We start from the raw sequence: 16,334 nt of genomic DNA on the forward strand, positions 1-16,334 counted from the left end.
GGTCGTGCGCCGGCGGGTCACGGTCCAGCCGCGCTCCAGATCCGGCAGCAGTTTCAGCCCCAGACCCGGTCCCGGAGGAACCGTGATCATGCCCTTCTCGACCGGGGGCAGGGCCGTGACCACGTCACGATACCAGCCGCGATAGAAGGCGCGGACCGATTCCTGCACCAGCGCATTGGGTGCGGCGAGCGACAGATGCGTGCTCGCCGTCAGGACGACCGGCCCGGTGCAGTCATGGGGTGCAACGGGAAGATGCCAGGCCTCGGCCATGGCGGCGACCTTGCGTGCCACGGTCAGACCGCCGCACCAGGCCACATCCAGCATGACGACCCCCGCCGCCCCGGTCTCCAGCAGATCGCGGAAACCTGACAGACCCGCGAGCGTCTCCGAGGCGCAGACGGGCGCGGGGCTGGCCTCGGCATAGCGCGCCAGGCTGGAGAGGCTGTCCATGCGGATCGGATCCTCATGCCAGAAGGTGCCATAGGGGGCGAGCGCACGGGCAATCCGGATCGCGGGCAGCAGCTGCCAGAGACCATGGAATTCGACCATCACATCCATCCGGTCGCCCACGGCGCGGCGGATCTTCTCGAAGGGCTCGAGACAGCGCTTCAGCTCGGGAACGGAAATGTGATGACCCCGCGTCGCCTCGGCGGCCATGTCGAAGGGCCAGATCTTCATCGCCGTGATCCCTTCGTCCAGAAGGGACAGGGCCAGGTCGTCGGCACGGGTGAGAAAGCCCGTCAGATCGTCCAGATCGCCGTCGCCCAGACCGAAATTGGCGCTGGTCTGGCCCTTGGCCGTCCTGATGTAGTCCGGCCCGGCACAGGTGTTGTAGGTGCGGATCGCGGTCCGGGTGAACCCGCCCAGAAGCTGGGCCACCGACTGGCCCGTGGCCTGCCCCAGGATATCCCACAGGGCCAGATCCACAGCCGAATTGCCGCGCATCTCGGCCCCCGTGGAGCGATAGCCGAGATAGCCTGTCAGGTCGGCGGCAAGGGCCTCGATGCGCCGCGGGTCCTGACCGATCAGCTTGGGCGCCACGGTGTCATGCAGATGCGCCTCGACCGCTCCTGCGCCGAAGAAGGTCTCGCCCAGCCCCGTGATGCCTTCGTCGGTCTCGACCTGCAGCCAGATCAGGTTGGGTCGCTCGGCCAGGCGGACCGTCTCGATCGCCGTGATCCTCATCATCCCCTCCCGACGAACGGCATGGCGGTGGCCATCACCGTCATGAACAGCACATTGGCATCCAGCGGCAGCGAGGCCATGTGCCGGACCGAAGCCGCCACATGCGCCACATCCATCACCGGTTCGGGCCGGCGGGAGCCGTCGGCCTGCAGGACGCCCTTGGCCATGCCGTGCGTCATCGCGCTGGCGGCATTGCCGATGTCGATCTGCCCCACGGCGATGTTGTGCGCCCGTCCGTCCAGGGCGGCGGATTTCGTCAGCCCGGTGATGGCATGCTTGGTCGCCGTATAGGGCGCGGACAGCGGCCTGGGCGTCGTGGCCGAGATCGACCCGTTGTTGATGATCCGCCCGCCCTTCGGATCCTGCGCCTTCATGACCCGGAACGCCGCCTGCAGGCAGAAGAAGGCGGCATTGAGATTGATGTTCACGACCGCCATCCAGTCCTGCACGCTCAGTTCCTCGAGCGGCACTGAGGGCGGAAAGATCCCCGCATTGTTGAACAGCAGGTCCACCGGCCCCAGCGCGCCACCGTGGCGGCGAAGAGCGCGTCCACCTGCGCCGAATCGGTCAGGTCGGCGGGGTGGATGAGGGTCTCGGAGCGGCCCTCGGCCGTCTCCTCGAGCGCGGCGGCACGTCGCCCGGTCAGCGCCACGCGCCAGCCATGCGCGGCCAGATCGCGCGCGACCGCCCGGCCGATCCCGCTGCCGGCTCCCGTGATGATGGCAATCCCGCTCATGCGATCCGCCCCCCCAGTTCGTCCTCGACATGGGCCGCCACGATCTGATCCATCGCGGTCTCGGCCGTGAAGCCGAGCGAACGCGCACGGGATGCCTCGTAGTCCGCGCCCCAGCCGGCCACGATCCGCGCCACGAGGGGATCCTCGCTGCGCCGGATGCGGGCCACCGCCGCATCCCCCGCCGCGGCGCGCAGGGCCTCGATCTGCTCTTCCACGGTGGCCGACAGGCCGGGCATGACCAGCGCCCGGCGGTGATCCAGCCCTGCCGTGTCCAGCGCCGCGGCATGCAGGAAGAAGCCGACAGCCGATCGCGGGCTGGCGAAATAGTGTCGCGTGCTCTCGGGAACCGGCAGGTCGGCGGGAAGGCCGGCCAGGGGCTCGCGCAGGATGGCAGAGAAGAAGCCCGAAGCCGCGCGGTTCGGTGCCCCGGGGCGGATGCAGATCGTGGGCAGGCGCAGCGAAAGCCCGTCGATGAGGCCCCGGCGGGTATAGTCGTTGATCAGCAGTTCGCAGATCAGCTTCTGGGTGCCATAGCTCGTGGCCGGCTGCGGCGCGAAATCGTCGGGGATGCGGGCGGGGAAGGGGGGGCCGAACACCGCCAGCGACGAGGCGAAGACAAGGCGCGGACGCCAGTCCCCTGCGACACTCACGGCCTCGAGCAGCGCGCGCGTGCCGTCCAGATTGACCGCGTAGCCCTTGTCGAAATCCGTCTCGGCTTCGCCCGAGACCACGGCGGCCAGATGCAGGATCAGATCCGGACGGCCCGCGAGGAGCCGGGCAGCCGCATCGGCAGAGGCCAGATCCACCGCTTCGGCCGTCACGCGGCCCGGCAGCCCCGCGGGGACCGGCGGCGTTGTCACATCGGCCAGATGCAGAGCCGAGACTGGACGCCCCGCGACCGTTCCATCCGCGGCGATGCGCGCTGCCAGCTTGCGGCCGATCATGCCGGCCGCTCCGAGAATCAAGACTTTCATGCTCCTCCCATCCGTCGGGTGCTGCCACGCACCATGAGCGAAAACCCCAGATCGATGACGGCGGGTTCGGGCCGTCTTCCTTCGGCGGCCTCCAGGATCGCCGCCACGGCCTGCCGGCCCATCGCGTAGCGATGCGTGCGGACCGAGGTGATGCCCGGCTCGGCCCCCTGAGCCATGTCCAGATCGTTGAACCCGGCGATTCCCATCTGCCGCGGCACGCGCAGGCCGCGGCTGGCGCATTCGAACAGCGCCCCGAGTGCGACATCGTCATTGACGCAGAAGACGGCATCGGCCTCGGGATACTGGGCGAGGAAATCGGCCATCAGACGGCGTCCGACGGTCACGGCCGAGGGTTCGGGCGTCGTCAGCACCCGCAGGGGCTCGGCCAGCCCGGCCGATTCCAGCTCCTGCCGATAGCCGGCCAGCCTGCGCTGCGCACGCGGATCCATGCGTGCGCCCAGAAACCCGATCCGTCTGTAGCCCTGTTCGATCAGATGCCGCACGGCCGCACGCGCCGCCTCGGTCTGGTTGCAGCCGATCATGATGTCGATGGGCTCCGGCCCGATCTCCATCACCTGGACGACCGGGCAGCCCATGCCGGTCAGGATGGCGCGGGAGGCCGGACTCTGATCGATGCTCGCCACGATCAGGCCGGCAGGGTTCTGGGCCGCGAACAGCCGCACCAGTTCCTCCTCGCGACGGGTCTGATAGCGGGTATTGGCGAATTGCAAATGAAAGGGGGTGCCCTCGGTCGCGTCCATCACGCCGCGCAACAGCTCGGCAAAGACGGAATTCGTGACGGACGGAATGACCACCCCGATCACGCGGCTGCGCGCCATGGCCAGAGCCTGTGCAGCCGGATTGGGCACATAGCCCAAGGCCTCGACAGCCTGCCGGACCCGCTCCCGCGTCTCGGGCGCGACCAGTTCCGGCTGGCGCAGGGCCCGGGAGGCAGTGATAACGCTTACACCCGCCCGCCTGGCGACGTCGATCAGCCTTGATCTTTGTTTATGCTTGAAAATTTCAGACATATCTTCGGCCATCCGGGAGTGTGGTCCGAATGGCGCATTGACAATGATATACGTTATCATCTAGCAAGGAGCAAGCGGAACCCGATCATGGAGGGGCGGTTTCCGCGTGACGCGACGCCAGGGAGGGGCAGCGTGGTCGTCTTGCAGCGTATCGGGGGTCTGCTTGTCCGGCTTGTCGAGGTCGTGCTGGTGCTGCTGCTGGCCGGCATGGTGGCGATGGTCTTCGTCAATGTCGTGCTTCGCTACGGATTCAATAGCGGCCTGACCATCTCGGAGGAGATGTCGCGCTATTTCTTTGTCTGGCTCACTTTCCTCGGGGCGGCCCTGGCCTTCCGGGATCATGCTCATGTCGGGGTGGAGACCTTCGTGCGCTGGCTGGGGCCGCGAGGGCGGCTGATCTGCGTGGCGCTGTCCAATGCGATCATCCTGCTCTGTGCGGTCGTGCTGATCTGGGGCACATGGCGGCAGCATGCCATCAACGCCTCGATGACGGCGCCGGTCGTCGGGATCTCGATGATCTGGGTCTATGGCGTGACTTATGTCACGGGTCTGGCGATCGGGGTCATGGCGCTGGGCCGCTTTCTGCTGGCGCTGGCCGGTCGCGTTTCCGAGGCCGAGATGGCGCGCATCACCGGCGATTACGGGCCGGATGGCGCCGGCCGGGCGGAATGACCGGATAGGCGTATCGGAAACGCAGTGGAGGCAGCCTGATGATCCTGGGGGTTTTCCTGGCCACATTGTTCGCGGGGCTAGCCATCGGTCTGCCGGTCGCCTTCGCGCTGATCTTCTGCGGCATCGTCCTGATGAGCTGGATGGGGATCTTCAATCCCCAGATCGTCAGCCAGCAGATGGTGTCGGGGGCCAATACCTTCACCCTGCTGGCAATTCCCTTCTTCCTTCTGGCCGGCGAACTGATGAATGCCGGTGGGCTGTCCCGGCGGATCGTGGACTTTGCCGTCGCCTGCGTGGGGCATCTGCGCGGAGGGCTGGGCTATGTCGCCGTCATCGCGGCGGTTGTCATGGCTTCGCTGTCGGGATCGGCGGCGGCGGATTCGGCGGCTCTGGCGGCGATCCTGATCCCGATGATGAAGTCGGCGGGCTATCATGTGCCGCGTTCGGCCGGGCTGATGGCGGCAGGGGGCGTGATCGCGCCTGTCATTCCCCCCTCCATTGCCTTCATCATCTTCGGTGTGGCCGCCAATGTGTCGATCACCGCGCTGTTTCTGGGGGGAATCGTGCCGGGGCTGCTGATGGCGCTGGCGCTGATCGCCGCCTGGGCTGTCGTGTCCGGACGCGATGCAGTGGCCCCGCTGCCGCGGCAGTCGGCCCGCGAGAGAGGGAAAGCCGCACTGCGCGCGGCCTGGGCTCTGGTGATGCCCGTCATCATCCTGGGCGGGATTCGCTTCGGCGTCTTCACGCCCACCGAGGCAGCCGTGGTCGCTGCGGTCTATGCGCTGTTCGTGGGGATGTTCGTCTATCGCGAATTGCGGCTGCGCGACCTTTACGGGGTCTTCCTGAATGCGGCCAAGATGACGGCCGTGGTGCTGTTCCTGGTCTCGGCCGCCCTTGTGACATCCTGGCTCATCACGCGGGCCAACATCCCCGCCGAGCTGACGCGCTTCCTGTCCCCCGTGATCGACAGGCCCCGGCTGCTGATGCTCGTGATCGTCCTGCTCCTGCTGCTGGTCGGGATGGTGCTGGATCTGGCCCCCACGATCCTGATCCTGTCGCCGGTCCTGATGCCGGTGATCGGGGCTGCAGGAATCGACCCCGTCTATTTCGGCATCATCTTCGTGATGACCTGCTGCATCGGTCTGCTGACCCCGCCTGTCGGTGTGGTGCTCAATGTGGTCAGCGGGGTTGCCCGTGTGCCCCTCGGTCAGGTGGTCTTCGGTGTCTTCCCGTTCCTGATCGCACAGGTCTGCGTCTTGTTGCTGCTGATCGCCATACCCGAACTCGTTACCGTGCCGCTTGATGCACTGCGTTGACGGCCGAAACCAGCCATCCATCGGAGGGAGGAACAAGACTCATGAGACTGCGTGCGCTGACGCTGACCACGGCCCTGACCCTGTCCCTGGGTCTGCCGGCCGCTGCCGAGATCCAGACCCGCACCATTACCGTCTCCAACGGCGTGGCCGAGACCCATCCGGTCGGGAATGGCGTGGAGGCCATGCGCGAATGCATGGCCGAACGCACCGATGGCAAGTGGACGCTCAATGCCTTCTGGTCGGGGGCCCTGGGCGGCGACCTCGACGCAACGCAGGCCCTTCGGTCCGGCACGCAGGAAATGGTCATCACCTCGACATCGCCGCTGGTGGGCATCGAACCTGCCCTGGGCGTGTTCGACCTGCCCTTCCTGTTCAGCAGTGCGGAAGAGGCCGATGCCGTTCTCGACGGCGAATTCGGCGCGATGATGTCGGAGAAACTGGAGGCCTCGGGTCTCGTCAACCTCGCCTGGTGGGAGAACGGGTTCCGCAACCTCACCAACTCTGTCCGGCCCATCACGCGGCTGGAGGATTTCGCGGGCCTGCGGGTGCGGGTGATGCAGAACAACATCTTCCTCGACACCTTCCAGACCTTGGGCGCCAACCCGACTCCCATGGCCTTCGGCGAGGTGTTCACGGCTCTCGAGACCAAGGCGATCGACGCGCAGGAAAACCCCTTCGTGACGATCGACACGTCCAAGTTCTACGAGGTGCAGGACTACGTCTCCAACACCCAGCATGCCTATACGCCGTTCATGGTGCTGTTCTCCAAGCCGATCTTCGACACCTACTCGCCTGAGGAACAGCAGATCCTGCGCGATTGCGCGATCATCGGTCGCGATGTCCAGCGCCGTGTCAGCCGTGAGCTGTCGCAGCAGTCGCTCGAGAACATCCAGGCGGCGGGAATGGAGTACAACGAACTCGATCTGGCCGAGATGGAGCGCATCCGCGAAGCCGTCGCCGGTGTCTATGAACGGCATGCCGCCACCATCGGGCAGGATGTGATCGACCAGATGATGGCCGAGCTTGCCCGCATCCGCGGTCAGTAAGCCGCCGAAAGCCGCAACCGGAAGGCCGGGTCCGACGGCCCGGCCTCCTTCATCGGGATGCCCGAGATGACCCACGCGTCTGCGATGCGCATGGGCGTGGCGCTGATGGCGGGGGGGATGTTCCTCTTTGCCCTGAACGACACGCTGGGCAAATGGCTGGTGGCCAGCCATTCGGTCGGCCAGGTGCTGCTGATCCGCAGCCTGACGGCCCTGATCGTGCTGATGCCCTTCCTGTGGCTTCTGGGACCGCGCAGGCTGCTGGCAGTGGAACGGCCGGGCCTCCAGGCCTTGCGCGTGGCCTTCGCCGCCGCCGAGGTCTGGTGCTTCTATTTCGCTGTCCGTGGCTTGCCGCTGGCGGATGTCATGACCTACTGGCTGGCGGCCCCGATCTATGTGGCCGCACTGGCCCCGCTCCTGCTGGGAGAAAGGGTGGGGTGGATGACCTGGACGGCCATCCTGCTGGGCTTTGCCGGGGTGCTGCTGGCGCTCGCCCCCTCGGGCACCGTCTCGCTGTCCGGCACGACGGCAGCCGTGATCGGTTCGGCCTGCTTCGCCGGCATGATGCTGACCGGCCGCAGCCTTCGCGGCACACCCGACACCGCGCTGGTGTTCTGGCAGCTGATCGGCGCCGGGGGTCTGGGGGCGCTCACCGCCCCCTGGGGCTGGACGTGGTCCACAGGCTTCGACTGGGCCCTGCTGGGCCTTCTGGGTGTGGTGGCGATGGGCGCCCATCTGTGCGTGACCCGTGCGCTGAAGCTCGGGGATGCGGCCCGCATGGCCCCCCTTCAGTACACGCTCCTGCCCTGGGCGATGCTGTTGGGCTGGATCGCCTTCGGCGATGTGCCGCGCCTGCCGATGCTGCTGGCAGCCTTGATCATCGTGGCCGCCGGCCTGATGCTGGCGTTGCAGCGGTCGCGGGAATGACCCGCCGCGGCCCTGGCCGGGATGCCTGTCCTCAGGATGATGAACTGGACCCGCGCTTCCGGCCCGGAGGGGCGAGCGAGGGGGAATCGCAGAAGGTCATTGGCCAGATCCGCGTGCGGGGCCTCTCCGAGAGGTGTCCCTGACGTGCGGCAAGCAGATCCGCCACCGCATCGGCCAGTTCATGGCCCAGATCCCGCAGCGACAGGTCGTAGCCCGCCGCCGGAGGAGAGAGAAAGCGCAAGGGAGGGCTCTGCCGGAAGGCGATGACGGCCAGGTCCCGCCCCGCAGTCAGCCCGCGCGAGGCGAGATGATTGTAGAGCCCCGGGACCGTGACCTCGGAACAGACCATGACGGCCGTCGGCGCTGCGGGGTGATCCAGGATCAGGCCTCCCAGGGCGACCCCTCCTTCCTCGGAGGAGTCGACCCGCAGCACGAGATCCGAAGAGAAGGGCAGGTCCGCCGCCGCCAGTCCGGCGCGGTAGCCGTCCAGATAGTGATGGGCCAGGGCGACATCGCGGTTCGGCAGGGCCAGGGCGATGCGGCGATGCCCGAGCGCGACAAGCCGCGCTACCGAATCCTGCGCAACCCCGAAGAAATCCAGATCGATCCAGGGATAATCCCCCGGCGTGGCAGAGCGGCCGAGGGTCAGGAACGGCATCCGCGAGCGGGTCAGGAAGGCGATCCGCTTGTCCTGCTGGCGGGTGGCGGTCAGGACCAGGGCATCCACCACGCCACGCGCCACCGTGCGGGCCAGGAAGCTGATGGGATCATCGGCCGAATGGCAGGGCAGGATCGCCAGATCGAGCCCATGCTCGGCCAGGCGCAGATTCATCGCGTCGATCGTGGCGAACTGGAAATTGTCCCCGCCCAGATTGCTGGGATGGCCCGATTCGACCACGAAACCGACCGTGTTGGTCTGCCCCCGGCGCAGCGAACGCCCTGACTGGTTGGCGACATAGCCCAGCTCCCGTGCGGCCTGCAGGACACGTTCGCGCGTGGCGGGATGGACACCGGGGCGCCCGTTCAGGGCCCTCGAGACGGTGCCGATGGACAGCTCGAGATGGTCGGCCAGTTGGCGGATGCCGGTCATGGGTCCTCAAAAACGTTTACGAAAATCCGATTGACATGAAATGCCCGATCATGGAAGGCTCGTAAACGTTTACGAATCGCGTCAGGCCCTCATCGGGGGGCTGAAATCGACAAGGCAGCGCAACCGCTGCAGGGGAGGAGCATGTTCGACGCCGTCCTGGTGGGGTGCGGAGCCATGGCCGACGGCTGGTTGCGGGCCTTGCGCGACACGCCCGAACTGGCAGCAGCGGTCCGCTTGCGGGGGTTTGTCGATCTCGATCCCCGCCGGGCCTCGGCCCTGGCCGCGCGATACGGCTGGACCGATGCCCTGACAGGATCCGATCTGCCCTCGGCGCTGGAGACGCTTCGCCCGGATCTGGTCTTCGATCTTGTCGTGCCATCCGCCCGCCGCCAGGTGGTCGAGACCGCCCTGGTCGCCGGTGCTCATGTCCTTTCCGAAAAACCCATGGCGGCCTCACTCGAGGAGGCGCGGGCTCTTGTCGCGGCTGCGCAGCAGACAGGGCGGCTGCATGCGGTGGTCCAGAACCGTCGCTACCTGCGGGGCATTCGCCGGGTCCGGGCGCTGATCGAATCCGGTGCACTGGGCAGGCTGACGCAGGTCCATGCGGACTTCTTCATCGGCGCCCATTTCGGCGGTTTCCGCGAGCAGATGGCGCATGTGCTGCTGCTCGACATGGCAATCCATACCTTCGATGCGGCGCGCTATCTCATCGGGGCGCGGCCGGTTGCCGTCTATTGTCGCGAAACCAATCCCCCCGGCTCCTGGTATGCCCACGGGGCGTCTGCCGAGGCCCTGTTCGATTTCGAAGAAGGGGTGACCTTCAACTATCGCGGCTCCTGGTGCGCCGAAGGCGCCGATACCTCCTGGGAGGCCCATTGGCGCCTGGTAGGCACGCGCGGCACGCTTCTGTGGGACGGCAACGAGGGGTTCTCTGCCCATGTCGTTGCCGGGGATGAGGGCTTCCGCCGGCCTCTCCGGCCGATTGCCGTGCCTGACCTGTCTGCGCCCCTGATCGAGGGACATGCCGGCGTGATCGCGGATTTTTTGCGGGCGGTCCGCAGCGGTCACGCCCCGATGACCGAGGGGCGGGACAACATCCACAGCCTGGCCATGGTCATGGCGGCCATCGCCAGCGCCGAAACCGGGCGCCGCCAGCCCGTGACACCCTGATGGAGATCATGACCAATCCTGCCAAGACCATCCGCATCGGCACGATGATTCAGGCCACTGCCGGCCGGGCCGCCGAGCGCATCGCCCAGCTTGCCCCCCTGGGTTTTGAAAGCTTCGAGCCGTTCTTCTGGCAGACGACGAACGGGCAGGACCTTGCCGAGCTCGGCAAGCGCTGCCGCGATGCCATCGGCGACCGCGACATCGTCATCCAGGCCATCGGCATGTTCGGCAATCCGCTCGAGGACACCCCCCTCGACCGCGAGACCCTGCAGGGCTGGAAGGATTGCATCGACAATGCCCATCACTTCGGCGCAACGGTCGTCGCCGGGTTTACCGGCCGGCTGCGCAACCGTCCCATTCCCGAAAGCCTGCCCCGCTACCGCGAGGTCTGGTCCGAGCTGGCCCGGCGCGCCGCCGACCGCGGGGTCCGCATCGCCTTCGAGAACTGCGCCATGGACGGCAACTGGCAGAGCGGGGACTGGAACATCGCCCACACTCCCGACGCCTGGGAGATGATGTTCAACGAAACTCCCGACGAACATCTCGGGCTGGAGTGGGAGCCCTGCCATCAGCTCGTCTATCTGATCGACCCGCTGCCGCAGATCCGGCAATGGGCGTCGCGGATCTTCCATGTCCATGGCAAGGACGCGACGGTGCGCTGGGACGTGATCCGCCGCCATGGCATCTTCGGGCGCGAGCCCTTTGTCCACATGCGCACGCCCGGCTTCGGCGACAGCAACTGGACGGCCATCATCAGCGAGCTGCGCCTGCACGGCTATGTCGGCTGCATCGACATCGAAGGCTGGCACGATCCCGTCTATCGCGGCGACCTCGAGATGACCGGGCAGATGCATGCGCTTCGCTACCTGAAGACCTGCAGGGGGGGCGAATTCGTCCCCGAGGACGGCGCCTATGAGGGCGGCGATCCCTCCCTGCCGCGATAGAGCCGGGACCCAGCCCGGCCCCCGACATTGGCCAACGGAGGAGATCAGCCGATGCGTTCCATCACACTGACCGGTCTGGCGGCTCTGGCCGCCGTTCTGGCCGCGCCCCCATGGGCCCGTGCGCAGGAGGTGGTCCTCGATCTGTGGACGATCGACGACCCGGGCGAATACCATTACGTCCTCGCCGAGGAATACATGGCCCTGCATCCGGAGGTGCAGATCAACCTGCGCACCGTGCAGTTCCGCGACATGGTCAACGACCTGGCCCGCGCCATCGCCGCCGGCAATGCGCCCGACATCACCTATATCGACAACCCCGAGGTGGCCCTGTTCGCCTCGCGCGGGCTTCTGCTCGATCTCAGGCCGATGATCGAGCAGTCCGAAGTGATCCGGCTCGACGACATCTATCCCGGTCCGCTCGCCTCGGTCAGCTACAGGGGGGCATCTATGGCATCCCCCGGGGCGCCAACACGATCGCGCTCTACTACAATGCCGACATGTTCCGGGCCGCCGGTCTCGATCCGGACAATCCGCCCCGGACATGGGACGAACTCTATGAGGCGGCGAAGGTCCTGACGGATCCGGAAGCGGGGGTCTATGGTCTGGCCTTCTCGGCCGTGGCGACCGAGGAAGGCACCTTCCAGTTCCTGCCCTGGATCCAGATGACCGGGGGCGATTACGACCATGTGAATACCGAAGGCGCCGTGCAGGCCCTGACACTGTGGAAGCGCTTCATCGACGAGGGCCTGGCCAGTCCGGACACCCTGATCCGCGGACAGTGGGATTCGACCGGAACCTTCAACGCGGGTTCGGCGGCGATGGCGATCTCCGGCCCCTGGGAGCTGCCCCGGATGAGCCGGGAAGCCGCATTCGACTATCGTGTCGCCCTTCTGCCGGCCCCGAGCCTCGATGCGCCGCGGGCCAGTGCCCTGGGCGAGGGGGACAATGTCATCCTCGCCAATACCGACCAGCCGGAGGCAGCTTTCGCCTTCCTCGAATATCTCTATGCCCAGATGCCTCGGGTCTGGAACGAGTTCGGCTATCTGCCCGCCTCGCGCGTGGAGGTCGATCAGCCCGTCAATCCCGAGGCCTATGCCGCCTTCGAGGAGTCGATGCAGTATGCCCGCAATCGCGGGCCCCATCCGGAATGGCCGCGCATCTCCAAGGCCATCCAGACGGCGATCCAGGCGGCCCTGACCGGTCAGGCCAGCCCCGAAGAGGCTCTGGCCACGGCGCAGGCCGAAATCGACGGCATCCTGGGACGCTAGGGCACCGTCGGTTGCCGCGGCCCGTTCCTCCCGCGGGTCGCGGCAACGCAACAGGAGATCCGCCATGCCACGACTCCGACACAGCTTCCGCGACGGACCGGCCTTCGATGCCTTCCTCGTTCTGCTGGCGCTGGGCTATCTGCTGGTCCTTTCGGCCTTTCCGCTGGTCTACAACCTCATTCTGTCCTTTCAGGATGTGGATCTGTTCACCCTGGCGTCCTTCGACCGGCCTTTCGTGGGCTGGCGCAACTATGCAGAGGTTCTGGGAGCGCTGGTCGCCCCCGGCATCTTTGCCAACACCGCCCTGTTCGTTGCGCTTTCGCTTCTCTTCCAGGTCACGATCGGTTTCGGGCTGGCGCTGCTGTTCGACCTGCGCTTTCCCGGCGCGCGCTGGCTAAGAGGCCTGTTCCTTGCAGGCTGGATCATGCCGGGGCTGGTCGTGGGGGCGGTCTGGAGCTGGATCCTGGCGGGCGATTTCGGGGTGCTCAATCATCTGCTGCGGACGCTGGGGATGATCGACGGGCGCATCTTCTGGCTCTCGGATCCCGACATGGCCCTCTATTCCGTGATCATCGCGAATGTCTGGCTGGGGATTCCGTTCAACATGATCCTGCTGTCGGTCGGTCTGGCGGCCATCCCCGACGACCTCTACGAAGCGGCAGCACTGGACGGGGCGACGCGGCTGCAGCGCTTCCGCACCATCACCCTGCCCTTGATGCGCGCCCAGCTCGGCGCGGTGATCGCGCTGGGGGTGATCTTCACGCTCCAGCAGTTCGACCTGTTCGCGGCGCTCACCCAGGGGGGGCCGTCGAATGCCTCGAACGTGCTTCAGTACTGGTCCTGGCAGATGTCCTTCCAGGAATACCGGATAGGCCATGGGGCGGTGGTGTCGGTGCTGATGATCCTGTTCGTGGTGCTGGTCGCCGCCGTCTATGTCCGCTCCACGAGGCAGGATCATGCTGTCTGAAGGATCCTCCTGGAAGAGAGGGCTGCTGCTGGCCTTGGGGCTGGCGCTGGTCGCGATCTATCTCTTTCCGCTCTACTGGATGTATGCGACGGCGCTGAAGTCGCAGTCCGAGATCTTTGCCCAGCCCCCGACCCTGTGGCCACGCGAGCCGCAGCTGCGGCTGGCCGAGGTCTGGACCCGGATGAAGATGGATGTCGCCATCGGCAATTCGCTGCTGATCGCGGCAGGCAGCACGGCCCTTGTCGTGCTTCTGGGGACAGGATGCGCCTATGCCCTGGCACGGGTGCGCAACCGCTGGATGGATGCGGCCCTCTTCCTCGTCCTGATGATGCAGGTTCTGCCCTCGTCGCTGATGATCACGCCGATCTTCGTGGCCTATGCGCAGATCGGTCTGACCGACATGCCGCGCCTGGGGGTCATCCTGGCACAGGCCGCCAAGGCCCTGCCCCTCTACATCGTGCTGTGCCGGGCCACCTTCCTGCAGGTGCCGCGCGAACTCGAGGAGGCCGCGCGCGTGGACGGCCATTCGCGGCTGGGAGCCTTCCTGTGGATCATGGTTCCGCTGGCCCGCAACGGCCTTCTGGTCTGCGCGATCCTGATCTTCATGCAGGGGCTGGGGGAATATGTGTATGCACGGTCGCTCATCGCGGACCGGGCCTATCAGCCGGCGACCGTCGGACTCCAGAGCTTCATGGGACCCAATAGTTCGGACTGGGCCGGGGTCATGACCTATGCGGCGATCTATGTCACGCCCATCCTGATCCTGTTCGTCCTGCTTCAGCGCCAGATCGTCAGTGGCCTGACTTCCGGAGCACTCAAGTGACCGAACCCCAGATCGAACTTCATGGCATCCAGAAGCATTACGGGGCCTTTCACGCCCTCAGGGATGTCAGCCTGACCGTGCCGGCCGGCCGCTTCGTGGCGCTGGTGGGCCCTTCGGGCTGCGGCAAGTCCACCTTGCTGCGGGTGCTTGCGGGGCTCGAGACCATCGCCGCAGGGCGCATCCGCATCGCCGGCCGCGATGTCACCCATCTGCCCCCGCGCCTGCGGGATCTGGCGATGGTGTTCCAGTCCTATGCGCTCTATCCCCATCTGACCGTCGAACAGAACCTCACCTATGCCCTGCGTCTGCGGGGTGTTCCTCGCGCCGAATGCCGGCGGCGGGCCGAGGAGATCGCCGCCATCACGGGGCTTCAGTCGCTTCTGGGGCGCTATCCGCGGGAACTGTCCGGGGGACAGCGGCAGCGTGTGGCCATGGGCCGCGCCATCATCCGCGAACCCCGGGCCTTCCTGTTCGACGAACCCCTGTCCAATCTCGATGCCGCGCTGCGGGTCCAGATGCGGTCGGAGATCCGCAAGCTGCATGACCGTCTGGGGGCGACATCGGTCTATGTCACCCATGACCAGATCGAGGCCATGACGATGGCCGATACCGTGGTCGTCATGCGCGCCGGCCGGATCGAACAGGAGGGTCCTCCGCTCGCACTCTATGACCGGCCGGCCAACCGCTTCGTGGCCGGATTCATCGGCAGTCCGGCAATGAACTTCCTTCCGGGCGAGATCGCGCCCGATGGCCGTCATGTCCGGCTGGCCCTTCCCGGGGATCCGGTCCTCGCCCTTGGCAGCCGCAGGCTGGACGCGGGCAGGCAGGTCACGGTCGGCCTGCGGCCGGAACATCTTGTCCCGGCAGAGGATGGCAGCGGTCAGATGACGCTTTCGGTGGCCCTGGTCGAACAGACCGGATCGGCCTCGATGCTCGTCACGGCAACGGATCCGGCGCTGACGGTGGCGGTTGCCCGGCGTCTGGATCTGCGGCCGGGCGATCCGATCCGGCTGTCTGTCGATCCGTCCTGCATCCATCTCTTCGATTCCGTCACGGAACAGGCCCTCTCACCAGAGGTCATGTGCTGACTGACCGGGCATCCCGGTCCGAGGCAGGACCGGTTCCGCCACGCCGGGGGCGCTTCGGGCCGGGGGGCGCCGCCTCTGGGATCGGGAGCAGGCGGCGGTCACTCCGGGCACGATCTCGACCGGGATTCCGGCCGCATGGGCGGCTTCCATCCCTTGGGGAAGACGGCCCGAAAGACCGGGATTGCCCGGACGCAGCCACACCACCCGGCGCCCCTGTCGCGCGGCGGCGACCATCATGGCGACGACATCCGCCTGCGGCCCGGCGTCGGCCCCGGCCCCGCAGTCCAGGACGATCCGTTCGGCATCGCGGCGGGCCAGGTCCAGCAGCCCCGGATCGACCTGCCTGTGGTGACAGATCGCATCCGCTTCCTGCATCAGACGCAGCGCCCGCAGCGTCAGCAGATCCGAAGCGCCCGGACCTGTATCCACAAGGGCGATGGAGCCCTGAACCGGGCTGGCCCCGCCGGCGGCGAGCGCATCCTTGACCAGCCGCGCCGCCTCGCGCGGGGCCCCGCAGGCCATCGCCTGCCGGGGCGGCCCGTTGAACACCCAGTCCCAGAAGAAGCGCCGCTCGTGCCGGGGGATGCGCTGGCCGGCCTCGGCCCGCAGGCGGCCGGCCAGTGCGGCCAGGGCGCCGATCGAGGGTTCCAGCATCGTCTCGATCCGGCTGCGGATCTGGCGGGCGAGCACCGGCGCGGTCCCCTCGCTCGAGACAGCGACCACCACCGGATCGCGATCGACGATCGAGGGGGTGAAGGCATCGCAGAGCTCGGGCCGGTCCACGACGTTCACGAGCGCCCCCGCGGCGCGCGCCATGTCGCAGGCGATGCGATCCAGCGCCGGGCAGCCGGTGGCGACAAAGACCAGGGCCGCGCCGCGGAACAGATCGGGCGACAGATCGTCCGTCAGGTCTGCCCGGTCTGCGGCCGCCAGCGCAGCGAGTTCCGGTTCGGGATCCCGGGCGGCGAGGACGAGCCGTGCCTCGGTCCGCAGGATCAGGCGCACCTTCTGGGCCGCCGCCGCCCCCCCGCCGACGATGACGACGCGCCGAGCGGCCATCTGCAGGAACATCGGAAAAGTCTTCATCCACGCCCTCCGTT

At 67.1% G+C, this 16,334-nt stretch carries 14 protein-coding genes and 2 pseudogenes; 10 read left to right on the forward strand and 6 right to left on the reverse strand.

From position 1 onward, the window contains the following. From RUTHE_RS00530 to RUTHE_RS00545, 4 genes and pseudogenes are all read right to left on the reverse strand, one after another. Window positions 1–1,185, reverse strand: a 1,185-nt coding sequence (locus RUTHE_RS00530; protein WP_021096259.1) for a mandelate racemase/muconate lactonizing enzyme family protein, incomplete at its 3' end; no start/stop codon positions are given. Continuing rightward, a pseudogene (locus RUTHE_RS00535) lies at window positions 1,185–1,921 on the reverse strand (SDR family oxidoreductase). The pseudogene RUTHE_RS00535 and the gene RUTHE_RS00530, both read right to left, overlap by 1 nt. Next, window positions 1,918–2,895 carry a D-erythronate dehydrogenase gene (denD, locus tag RUTHE_RS00540; protein WP_040644822.1) on the reverse strand — a complete coding sequence of 326 codons (978 nt, stop codon included), beginning with the start codon at window positions 2,893–2,895 and terminating at the stop codon, window positions 1,918–1,920. The pseudogene RUTHE_RS00535 and the gene denD overlap by 4 nt, the downstream one beginning before the upstream one ends. Next, a complete protein-coding gene (locus RUTHE_RS00545; RefSeq protein WP_021096261.1) occupies window positions 2,892–3,938 on the reverse strand; it encodes a LacI family DNA-binding transcriptional regulator in 1,047 nt (348 codons plus the stop codon). Before RUTHE_RS00545 ends, denD begins: the two co-directional genes overlap by 4 nt. A gap of 120 nt (window positions 3,939–4,058) precedes the next feature. Between RUTHE_RS00545 and RUTHE_RS00550 the strand changes: the two genes are divergently transcribed. The 4 genes from RUTHE_RS00550 to RUTHE_RS00565 all read left to right on the forward strand — a co-directional run bounded on the left by RUTHE_RS00550 (window position 4,059) and on the right by RUTHE_RS00565 (window position 7,884). After that, window positions 4,059–4,598 carry a TRAP transporter small permease gene (locus RUTHE_RS00550; protein ID WP_021096262.1) on the forward strand — a complete coding sequence of 180 codons (540 nt, stop codon included), beginning with the start codon at window positions 4,059–4,061 and terminating at the stop codon, window positions 4,596–4,598. A 38-nt stretch (window positions 4,599–4,636) separates the two neighbouring features. After that, entirely contained in the window at window positions 4,637–5,914 is a 1,278-nt protein-coding gene (locus tag RUTHE_RS00555) for a TRAP transporter large permease (protein WP_021096263.1), read from the forward strand. 41 nt (window positions 5,915–5,955) lie between these two features. After that, entirely contained in the window at window positions 5,956–6,960 is a 1,005-nt protein-coding gene (locus RUTHE_RS00560) for a TRAP transporter substrate-binding protein (RefSeq protein WP_021096264.1), read from the forward strand. A gap of 66 nt (window positions 6,961–7,026) precedes the next feature. Continuing rightward, window positions 7,027–7,884, forward strand: coding sequence for a DMT family transporter (locus RUTHE_RS00565; RefSeq protein ID WP_021096265.1), 858 nt, complete (start codon window positions 7,027–7,029; stop codon window positions 7,882–7,884). A 31-nt stretch (window positions 7,885–7,915) separates the two neighbouring features. Here the strand turns inward: RUTHE_RS00565 and RUTHE_RS00570 are convergent, their stop codons facing one another. After that, window positions 7,916–8,974, reverse strand: coding sequence for a substrate-binding domain-containing protein (locus RUTHE_RS00570; protein WP_021096266.1), 1,059 nt, complete (start codon window positions 8,972–8,974; stop codon window positions 7,916–7,918). A 141-nt stretch (window positions 8,975–9,115) separates the two neighbouring features. Here RUTHE_RS00570 and RUTHE_RS00575 point away from each other — a divergent pair, with 141 nt between their 5' ends. The 6 genes and pseudogenes from RUTHE_RS00575 (at window position 9,116) to RUTHE_RS00600 (ending at window position 15,234) form a co-directional block, all read left to right on the forward strand. Next, window positions 9,116–10,144, forward strand: a complete 1,029-nt coding sequence (locus RUTHE_RS00575) for a Gfo/Idh/MocA family protein (RefSeq protein ID WP_021096267.1) — start codon at window positions 9,116–9,118, stop codon at window positions 10,142–10,144. An 8-nt stretch (window positions 10,145–10,152) separates the two neighbouring features. Continuing rightward, window positions 10,153–11,088 (forward strand): sugar phosphate isomerase/epimerase family protein, encoded by a 936-nt coding sequence (locus RUTHE_RS00580; protein ID WP_040644873.1) that lies wholly within the window; start codon window positions 10,153–10,155, stop codon window positions 11,086–11,088. Window positions 11,089–11,283: 195 nt separating this feature from the next. Then, a pseudogene (locus tag RUTHE_RS00585) lies at window positions 11,284–12,356 on the forward strand (ABC transporter substrate-binding protein). 64 nt (window positions 12,357–12,420) lie between these two features. After that, window positions 12,421–13,323: a carbohydrate ABC transporter permease gene (locus RUTHE_RS00590; protein WP_021096271.1), complete on the forward strand. Its 903-nt coding sequence runs from the start codon at window positions 12,421–12,423 to the stop codon at window positions 13,321–13,323. Next, on the forward strand, window positions 13,313–14,146 hold the full coding sequence (locus RUTHE_RS00595; protein WP_021096272.1) for a carbohydrate ABC transporter permease: 834 nt from the start codon (window positions 13,313–13,315) through the stop codon (window positions 14,144–14,146). Before RUTHE_RS00590 ends, RUTHE_RS00595 begins: the two co-directional genes overlap by 11 nt. After that, on the forward strand, window positions 14,143–15,234 hold the full coding sequence (locus RUTHE_RS00600; protein ID WP_021096273.1) for an ABC transporter ATP-binding protein: 1,092 nt from the start codon (window positions 14,143–14,145) through the stop codon (window positions 15,232–15,234). The genes RUTHE_RS00595 and RUTHE_RS00600 overlap by 4 nt, the downstream gene beginning before the upstream one ends. Here the strand turns inward: RUTHE_RS00600 and RUTHE_RS00605 are convergent. Beyond that, window positions 15,214–16,320 carry a siroheme synthase family protein gene (locus RUTHE_RS00605; protein WP_021096274.1) on the reverse strand — a complete coding sequence of 369 codons (1,107 nt, stop codon included), beginning with the start codon at window positions 16,318–16,320 and terminating at the stop codon, window positions 15,214–15,216. The genes RUTHE_RS00600 and RUTHE_RS00605 overlap by 21 nt on opposite strands. Window positions 16,321–16,334 lie beyond the last annotated feature (14 nt).

The organism is Rubellimicrobium thermophilum DSM 16684, assembly GCF_000442315.1.
In the GTDB taxonomy this organism is placed as follows: domain Bacteria; phylum Pseudomonadota; class Alphaproteobacteria; order Rhodobacterales; family Rhodobacteraceae; genus Rubellimicrobium; species Rubellimicrobium thermophilum.